This is a genomic window from Haladaptatus ordinarius (assembly GCF_054177595.1).
Genome location: NZ_JBPEHH010000127.1, coordinates 1 through 9,270, shown reverse-complemented (window position 1 = coordinate 9,270; position 9,270 = coordinate 1). Strand labels below are relative to the sequence as shown.

Here is a 9,270-nt window from a genome sequence, read left to right as displayed (position 1 = left end):
TCCATGTCACACAACTCTCCGTCATCATCTATATCAGGCCGCCAACTATGTGAACCATGCCGCATCTTACAGCCTCGGTTCGTCAGCTGCGGCGTTAGCACTTGTGGGTAAGAGACAGGTCTTCAGGCGCGGGAGGATGTCAAGAGCAGGCCGCGGAATACGGGCAGGATGTCGAGACAGTGATCGAGACCGGAGACCCGGCCGAGGTCATCGTCGCGTATATCGACGAGACCGACGTGGATCACGTCGTCATGGGTGGCCACGGAGGCGATAACGATGGCCTGGTCTCGCGCCTTCTCGGGACGGTCGCGACGAAGGTCGTTAGTGAAGCGCCGGTGACGGTGACCGTGGTTCGGTGACCGATACACGCCCTCTACTCAGCACGGTTGCCGAGATATCTCGAGTAGTATGGGTTTCGGCAGGGCCAAATCGGTACTACTGGGAGCGGACAGGCACCCAAGAGGACAGACGGTCTGGTTCCGATGGTCACCCTGAAGTGAACTCACCGAGCCCGGATTGTTCGTGGTCGAGCGGTTCGATCACTGCCGGATCATCGTGACTCGGGTTGTTGACCCGCGTCGAAATCTCATCCGCGGCTAGGTCGGCCACTGGATACGGCTGACACAACTCGGTGCGCTCTGCTGGCTCAGCTGAGAGCCACCGCTGCTCGTCGTCCTTCGGCAGGACGACCGGCATGCGATCGTGAATCGGTGTCATCAGCTCGTTAGGGTCGGTCGTCAGGATGGTCACACACGAAATCGTTTGGTCATCGCCCTCCCACACGTCCCAGAGTCCGGCCATCGCGAACGCCGGGTTATCCTCTCGATACACACGATACGGCTGTTTTGGCCCGCCGTTCTGGGCTTGCCATTCGTAGAATCCTGACGAGAGGACGAGACAGGGGCGGGACTCCCACGCCTCTTGGAAGACGCGTTTTTCACCTGCTGTTTCCGAGCGGGCGTTGATGATTCCCTCTTCTGGTTCGTCGGCCCAGAACGGGATGAATCCCCAGTGGTACTGGTCAATCGCGTCGGTCGCCTCGTTCGTGATGACTTCGAGCGGTTCGCCGGGGGCGATGTTGTAGCGCGGTGTGTAGCCGCCATCGGTGACGATTCGCGCGTCGAAGCGTTCCTCGAGGGTGTGTTGGTCGGTGAAGAGCGTATTTCGGCCGCACATACCCGCTGTACGCGCCACAGACGCATCAAGGTGTGGCACCGCTCCGGTAGTTCAAACAGCTGTTTGCGTTTACAATTTTGAACGTACCTGTGTATATCGATGCTTGTCACAGTCTCCGACGAACATGAAGTGCACTTCCAACCAGTATTAAGCCACCTGAGACGAGGGACACAACTAATTGTGGAATGCCAAACCAGAACGGTGTGGCAGGAACAATCGCCCGGAGTACTACGAGCATCGTCGAGAGTATCGGCACGTCGCGCCGCTGTGTGACCACCGAATCTGTATTTCCATCGTGTTGTGGCCCACCGACTGTTTCACCGACTGGCAGTCGATCGGCTTCATATGGAATCCGTGGTGTTTGTGTGCTCCACACGACTCGTCCCGAAGCATTGATTTCGACAATTCGTTTGTTCAGCGTGTCAGTGATGAGCGTATTCCCATTCGGGAGCCGATCGGCATCTCGTGGCCACTTCAACGGGACGCCACCGGCTCTGTCGACTGTCCACACTGGTTCCCATTCACCACTGGCAGTCCGGTGGAGTTCGACGATACGATCGTTGTCACTGTCAGCAACGAGTACCGCCCCATCGCCGAGCCACTGTGGATTATGTTGATGGTTGAGTACCGAGGGATCACCACATTGGATGTCGCCGTCACCATCGGAATCGGCTAGCTGCCCTGATTTTCGACAGCTCCCGTCATCACTTGCCTTGTCATCCTTGTTGATCACCTCGACGACGCCGTTTTCTCGCTCGATAATCAGTAACTGGTTTGCATTTCGGAGCGACACCAGATAGCGGTCGTCACTGATGGCATCAACGTCGTTAATGTGTAACCAGTCCGTTTTCGTCGGATCGGCTGGCGCATCGTAGAATGAACTACCGTTCCACTGCCAAGTGACAGTCCCGTTCTTCACTGTAAAGATGCGCTCGTGCTCCATATCAGTCACTAGATATTCGCCTGACTGAAGGCGCTCGACGTCGTGAACCTCGCTGTTCTTTTGGTTGCGGACAGGGAAGCTGTACTCTGAGACGACGTGTGGTGAGGGTGTGGGGTCGATGACGCGAAATCCAGTTCGCGCGCAAGGCGAGTCATAGGGCCCGCATTTTTGGTAGCCGTCGTCCATGAACCCCGCGAGTACTGTTCCATTGTCTGTCTTCGTAACGTCGAAGTAGCTTCCCGCGCTCGCTTCGCGCCACGTTTGATTTCGTCCAGTAAGGTGATACACGCTTCCGTACTTGTGCCAGCCGGGGCCACCGCCTTGTGACCCGACTACTGTCTGGTGATCACCGTTCCCTCCAGCGGAACCGATATCTGGAGCGAGGGCCGCGCTGACCACGAGCGTTGTAGAAAGAAGCACGACACCAATGAGGATGAGCCCGGTTCCACGTGTGGGACGATCCATTAATAGAGAGTGCTAGAAGAGACCCCGAAAAGCGTTTGGATTCTTTTCGTCCCGCCTCTTTCGAGACGCATGCGCCCGCGTCCGACACGAAAGGCGAGTATTTTCTATGTAGATGTCCGAAAAAGACCGGTTTACTTGGTCCAAATCGACGTACTGCGGTGGAGTTAACGCTCACATCGATAGGAGGACTCTGCGGTTCGTTTTCGGGAAGGTCGAGCCAGTAACAGAAAGCACGTCCGCCCACGGCTAGACATTTTGCAGTGATTTATCGAACATTCTTCTTTGAGATTGACTTATCTTGCGATACATTTTTGGACAGCACTTGAGTGCCATAGAACGTGTCAATTAATAATCAAAATCTATTGATTCTCTTTACCAGGAGTGCAAGGATTTCGACCTTGTGCTCGTGCCAGACGCGCCGCTGGCACGGGCACTGAACCGACGTCTCGACCGTCCGCATTTTGGATCGTTCGCAATCACACCTCGTATGCTCGCTGCTCGACGTCGAGACCAAGCCGAAGACCGACTCGCGTTTCTCGAGCTAATCGAAACGACAGACCTCGATTGGAAGGCAGCATCCTATGCGGTCGGGAATATCCTCCAATGCTGGGAGTATCAGGGTACTGCCGACGCCATCCTTGAATACGAACCGTTTGCGACGGACGAGACACGAATAGCCGTCGACGGCATTGTGGAGATGGATACGACCTCCCAACGCCTTACCGACTACACCATCGATTCCGATACGTCAGTCGCAGTCATCGGAATCAACCAACTCACTGCGCTCGAACGCTCGATTCTTCCAGCAGACTACGAGACGATCGATCCGTTTACTGACGAACTGTTCGACCAGCCGCCCTTCCACATACTCGATTCACCAGTGGCATTCGTTGACGTAGTGCTCGACACGCTCACGCAGGAGAATGCCGACGACGTGGGTGTCGTTCTCGACGGTGCCAGCCAGTATCGTCGCTCATCGAATCAGCATTCGAAGCAGCAGATATTCCATACTACGGTGGCCACGATTTCAACGACAATTCTCACCACAGAGCAGTCCTCCAACTCCTTCGGAGTGTCCATGCCGGGCAGGAAACGCGTGTCGGAGACGTCAGGCCCCTGCTCACACAACTCGGTATGCCGATTGATATCGAACACAATGAGAAGCGTCTCTACGACCTCAATCGTCCGGAAGTCGACTGGCTCCTCGAGTTCAGGGAGGAGGTTCGCACCGCTACGTTCGACGCGGCCATCGAGTCCTACGAAGCAGTCACGGACACAGCACTCGACGTATTCCGTGATGAACTCGCGACGCTTGGTATGCTGAACGACAGCGTTACGGAAGACGCGGTCGACCGTCTCTCGGACGACGGCTCCGACGGCGAGTTCGAGCGTAGACAGTTGGAACTCCGCTTTCTCGTCGGGCGTCTGCGAGTGAACGACGACCGTCTCGTCGGGTCGGCGACGGCCAGCGACGACAGTGTGACGGTCGATAGCGACCGGTAGCACGAACCCGTCGTTGTAGTCGGTGTGCCCGCCCATGATGTTCACACGTCCGGGGGCTGCCCCCACACAGTCGGGGTCACCGTCGAACACTGCTCGGAACGCACGTTGGCCCTACGTTGCCCAGTGATCTTCGTCCATATACTCTCTTCTCCAGTTCCCTTAGAATACCCCTGATTTCGTGATGGGAATCCACAGAGTAGCTCTTCGGATACGTGACGGTGGGAAAGCGAATGCTGAGTGACTCGTCAATGAAGGGGTTGCGGTTCGGTATCGTAATTACGAGGCTATGAGCTTGAGGCGATGAGCACGTCATGCTCGCGGTCCTTCAACCCTACTACGGTTCGTCTGTAACGAACGATAATACGTTTTTAGTCCCTTCGACATAATTCATCTGTAACGAACGGCAGATCGGGAGATTCGTCGCAAGCACTGCTGTGCCTTCCCCCTTCATCGAAGGGACGTACAGAAACTGTCTAGCGTGTGACCCATGATCGACATGGACATTCGCCGACTCAACAGCGACCTCCTGCCTGTCGTCATTTATCGTCTCGATAGCCTTACTCTCGGTACTGTGGATTGACCCTTTTCGGTCAGTGCGTGCGCGTCTTTTTCGTCTTCCTCCCTGTTCGTACGTGATACTCTCGGACTCAGTTTCCGTCGAGCCAGGCACGGCGAAGGCGGTCGAACTCAGCAGGTGTGACGTCGTCGCGTTCAACGGCCTCCTCGATGTCGACATCAGTGACTGTGCCGCGTTCGAGAACCCGCTGGAAGATGTCCTCGACGACGGCGGCCGTCTCGTCACCATCGACCGACCGCTGGCCGTCCCCGTTTTCGACGACTCCTTCGAACGTGACCGCATCGCCGTCCGTCGCTTCCCTGGGGAGTTTGACCGTGTATTTGAGGGTCGCCACGGACGGTGACTCGCCGAGGTCCCAGAAGACTGTGACGCTCCCGTCGCTCCGGTCCACGGCGACGGGTTCCGGGGCGACCTCGAAGTCCGCGATCTCGCCGGGAACTGTCTCCAAGACGAACACCCGGTTGCGAACATGCTGGAGCGAGACCGTCACCGGAATAGACTGGCCGGGCAAGATGTAGGGGCGGTGGACCGTGCGCGTGGCGTCGAGGCTGGCTTCGGCTGCGTGCCCGTCTTCCGTTGCTGGGACCGTGTCGGAGCTCTCCGTGAACGGGCCACGTTCCACGAATCGTGCCCAGACGACCAGCAGGCTCGGTAGGACGAACACGCTGGCGAGGAACGCGAAGACAATCGTGAGCGCCGTGATAAGCCCGAACGACTGGAGGAACGGGAGGATCGCGACGAGTAGCACGGCGAAGCCGCTGGCCGTCGTCGCCGCGCTTGACAGCAGCGCGCCACCGGTACCAGTCACGGTCTCGTGTAGCGCTGCTGCAACCGTCTCTGCATTGGCAAGCTCCTGGTTGAACCGCTCGCTGACGTGTAGGCTGTAGTCGACGCCGAGCCCGATGGTGAGCCCGGTAATCATACCGGTGACAATGTTGAACGGGATGTCCAGCAGCGCCATCGTCCCGAGCACCCACGTCAAGTTGAACGCGACGGGAACGATCGTGACGACGCCGAGCGAGGCGCTCCCTTCAGTGACCCGGTAGGCCGCCGCGAGGAAAATAAGTACCGACAGCAGCGCGACGACTAGGCTCAGGAGCGCCGTCTCCGCGAGCTGGTCGGCCGTGATTTGGTTGACGATGACGTCGCCAGTCGCGATCGCCGAGACGCCCTCTCCGTCGGCGTCGGCGGCGACCCACTCCATCTGATCGCGGACGGTTGCATCGTCGACGCCGCCGTCGACGGTCACAATCATCCGGACCGCCCGGTACTCGCCGTCATCACGGTGGACGACGTTGGTGGCCTCCGCGGGAGCGACCCGATAGAGTTCGTCGTAAACGGCGGTCACGTTCCTGTCAGGGACGCCGTCGCCGTCAGTGTCGGCAGCTGCCAACGTTCGGTTAAACGACTCGTTGTCCGCTGCGACTCGGTCCATCACCGTTACCGGGTCGGTCACCGCGGCATCGCCGTTGGCGTATGTCTCCGTCGCCGACATATCGCTGGCGTTCGCACGTGCCGCGTCGAGACGGTCGAGCGTCGCGGGGTCGGTCACGTCGCCCCTGACGAGTATTGTGGCCGTAGTGTCCTGTCTGACGAAGTCTCGGTCTAGCGTGTCGATGGCCGTCTCTGCCGTGTACGTTCCTGGCGCGACCGGGTCGGGCAGTTCTTTCAGCCAGTCAGCGGGGTCCTCTGCAAGGAAGTCGGACTGCTCGAAGCTGGCGTCGATGCCCGTCGCCCCGTAGGCACCTGCGGCGCTGACAAGGAGTGCAACTGCAATGACGATGTATGGAGCCTTCACAGCCAGTGTCGCACCTGTATCGAGGAGGCGATTGACCGGGCCACCTCCGGTTCCGACAGCTGGTTTCACCCGATCGATTCCCCGACCTTCGAAGACTCCATCGAGTTCGATTTTCAGGGCCGAGACGAAGAGACCGAAGACGAGGAGTGTAGCGACAATCCCGATCGCGCTAACGACGCCGAGTTCACGGAAGACCGTGAGTGGACTCGTGAGGTTCGAGAGGAACCCGATGACGGTCGTTGCAGTGACATAGACGAGCGCGACACCGACGCTGCCGAGCGCGGCGGCCATAGCGCGACTCGGAGGTGTCTCGCTGGACTCCCGAGCCTCGCGATAGCGCATCACGACGTGGAGTCCGTAATCGATGGAGAGTCCGATGAGAAGGACGAGCACGACGATGAACGGCTGGCTGAACGCGATGTCGAACCACCCCATCGCGCCGAACGTCCATATGAGTACGAGCGCGATCCCAAGGAGGCCGAGCAGGACGTCAAGCGGATCTCTGTAGACGACCACCAACACGAGCAGGACGAACGCGACGGCCAGTGGACCGACCAGCAGGACGCTATCGACCATCGAGTTCGTGATTTCCGTGGATACAATCCCGTCCCCGTAGATTAGGACGGACATCGAATCGTCGTCCGACGCAAGATCCGTCATGGCGGCCTGTGCGTCCTCGATCTCATCGGGCGCGTCGCCCGGTGCGAACGATCCGCCCGGTGTCTTCTGGGTCACCACGAGCAGCGTCGCGTTGGTTGCAGTTGATCCCGGTTGGTAGTAGTCGGGCATGAAGGCGAGTGCCCGTGACGACTGGCTTGAATTTTCAGCGAGTACGTCCGCGGCGAGCGTTTCAACTTCCGAATCGTTCATCGACCGGAGTTCTTCGATCTGGTCTCCGAGAGTAGGGTCGAGGGTGGCGAGGTCCCTCCTGTCCTGGGAGAGCCTCGTGTACTCCTCAGCGAGTATCTGTTCCGTGATATTCCCGGTTCTGGATCTCGTCTCGTTTTGGGCCGCGGCCGTCGCGTTTTCGTTGGTCGTGTTTCCGTCTGTCGTTCCGCGTCGGTTCTCGACGGCGTCCGCAAACAGCTCGTAATCTTCCTCAGTGAGGTTTACGGACGTGTTCACGTCGACGGCCTCGAACGCAGGTCGGACACTAGCGTTCGGGTCACGAGCGAGCGAATCGAGGGCATCCGCGAGTGCCGCCTCCGTCCTGGCGAGCTCGCGCTCGCGGGATTGCAGTTCGCCGGCCCGTTCGTCACGAATCGCCGCGGTCGCGACCAGATTCGCGACGCTTCGAACGGAGTTGTTCTCGACCAGTGTGTCGTTGACTGTTTCGTTGGTCCGGAGCGTTCGCTCGTATTCGAGCATCGAAACGAGCGTCTCCTTGTCGAGGACGTCGTCGTCTTTGACGATAACCTGTACAGACGTCGTCTCTGTCGTCCCGCTGGAGAAGTTCTCGTCGACGTAGTCGAGGGCGTCGGCCTCGTCAGCGTCGGTCTGGAACTGGTCGAGTGAGGTCGAACGTTCGACCATCGGAATACCGGCAGCAACGACCGCGGACACGACAATCATGACCGCAATAACGAGCCGAGTATTATCCGTGATCCATTCGCTTGGATCGAGCATTACTGCGGACTCACCTCCTGGGTTTCGGCCGTGGACGGAACACGAGACACAACATTTGCAATGCTATACTTGGCGTGAGACAGCCTCCCGGCTACGTGAATATGGAGGAAATGAGATTGTGCATTCGGTTCGGCTATCGTCGTGTCCGAGAGGAGTACCGACATTACGTGGTTATATACCCCTCCACAGGTTAGTCGTCAGTGCGAACTCTCCAGATGGCACCTAATATATTCGCAACTAGCGCTATTTTAAGCGACTTGTTAGGGAGACCTACTGACGATGCCGCACGCGAAACTCAGGATCGACATTCCGGACCAGACTTGGATCGGGGACCTCTCAACCGCTCATCCGGAGATTGTGTTCCAAGTCGTCACGAGTATCCCTGGCGAGGGAACTGGGATCGGGCTCGTCCGACTTGTCGCGACAGACCCACTGCCTCTCATCACCGACATTCAGGCCCGCGACGATATCGACGACTTCGAGTTGCTCTGGAAATACGAAGACGAAGCGCTCCTCCAGATACAGACGGTAAATCCGCTCCCGCTCCTCCCGGTCTGGCGGGCCGGTGTGCCACTCAAGATGCCCTTCGACATCCAGGATGGGAAGGCCACGTGGGAGGTGACAACGTCAACAAGTCGTCTCTCGAGTCTCCGTGACCACCTTGATGAACTGGGGATCGGCTTTTCGATCGAGTACGTTCGCGAAATCGATGCAAGCCAGGCGGATCGGTTGCTGACTGACCGTCAGCAAGAAGTACTGATGGCCGCGGTCGAAGCCGGTTACTACCGCGCTCCGCGAGAATCGACGTTGGGTGATGTGGCTGAGGCGCTCGGCATCGCGAACGCAACGTGTAGCGACGTTCTCCATCGAGCTGAGGGTCACATCATCCACTGGTTCGTCAAGGAGCACATGGAAGTGTGATCTGTTCGCACCCCTTCAGGATTGGATCCCAAGTGTTGGGCATCAGGATTTCACATTATCCGACAAAGGCTCGTGGCTGGATTCACAGAGTCTAGTGCTTCGTCAACCATAGATTGTTAAGAGACAATCTGTTAGAGAGGAGATGGTAAACAAGGAGTATACGGTTGATCTTTCAGACGAGGAACGCACCGAGCTCGAATCGTTCGTCTCTCACGGCAAACGGAGTGCTCAAGCAATTACCCGGGCTCGAATACTACTTCG

The 9,270-nt window shown here is 58.2% G+C and carries 4 protein-coding genes and 2 pseudogenes; 3 read left to right on the top strand and 3 right to left on the bottom strand.

Annotation, left to right across the window (positions count from 1 at the left end; all coding sequences use genetic code 11):
• Positions 1–143 precede the first annotated feature (143 nt).
• Positions 144–359 (top strand): annotated as a pseudogene (locus ACR3FF_RS23795) (universal stress protein); the annotation flags it as partial.
• 127 nt (positions 360–486) lie between these two features.
• Here the strand turns inward: ACR3FF_RS23795 and ACR3FF_RS23790 are convergent.
• Entirely contained in the window at positions 487–1,176 is a 690-nt protein-coding gene (locus ACR3FF_RS23790) for an SOS response-associated peptidase (RefSeq protein WP_458190613.1), read from the bottom strand.
• 106 nt (positions 1,177–1,282) lie between these two features.
• The gene (locus tag ACR3FF_RS23785) at positions 1,283–2,584 is read right to left on the bottom strand and encodes an aryl-sulfate sulfotransferase (protein ID WP_458190612.1); all 1,302 of its coding nucleotides are present in this window, start codon (positions 2,582–2,584) and stop codon (positions 1,283–1,285) included.
• A 400-nt stretch (positions 2,585–2,984) separates the two neighbouring features.
• On the opposite strand from ACR3FF_RS23785, the pseudogene ACR3FF_RS23780 reads away from it, so the two are divergent.
• Positions 2,985–3,943 (top strand): annotated as a pseudogene (locus tag ACR3FF_RS23780) (PD-(D/E)XK nuclease family protein); the annotation flags it as partial.
• A gap of 791 nt (positions 3,944–4,734) precedes the next feature.
• Here ACR3FF_RS23780 and ACR3FF_RS23775 read toward each other — a convergent pair.
• Positions 4,735–8,034, bottom strand: coding sequence for an MMPL family transporter (locus ACR3FF_RS23775; RefSeq protein ID WP_458190611.1), 3,300 nt, complete (start codon positions 8,032–8,034; stop codon positions 4,735–4,737).
• A 333-nt stretch (positions 8,035–8,367) separates the two neighbouring features.
• On the opposite strand from ACR3FF_RS23775, the gene ACR3FF_RS23770 reads away from it, so the two are divergent.
• Positions 8,368–9,009: a helix-turn-helix domain-containing protein gene (locus ACR3FF_RS23770; protein WP_458190610.1), complete on the top strand. Its 642-nt coding sequence runs from the start codon at positions 8,368–8,370 to the stop codon at positions 9,007–9,009.
• Positions 9,010–9,270 lie beyond the last annotated feature (261 nt).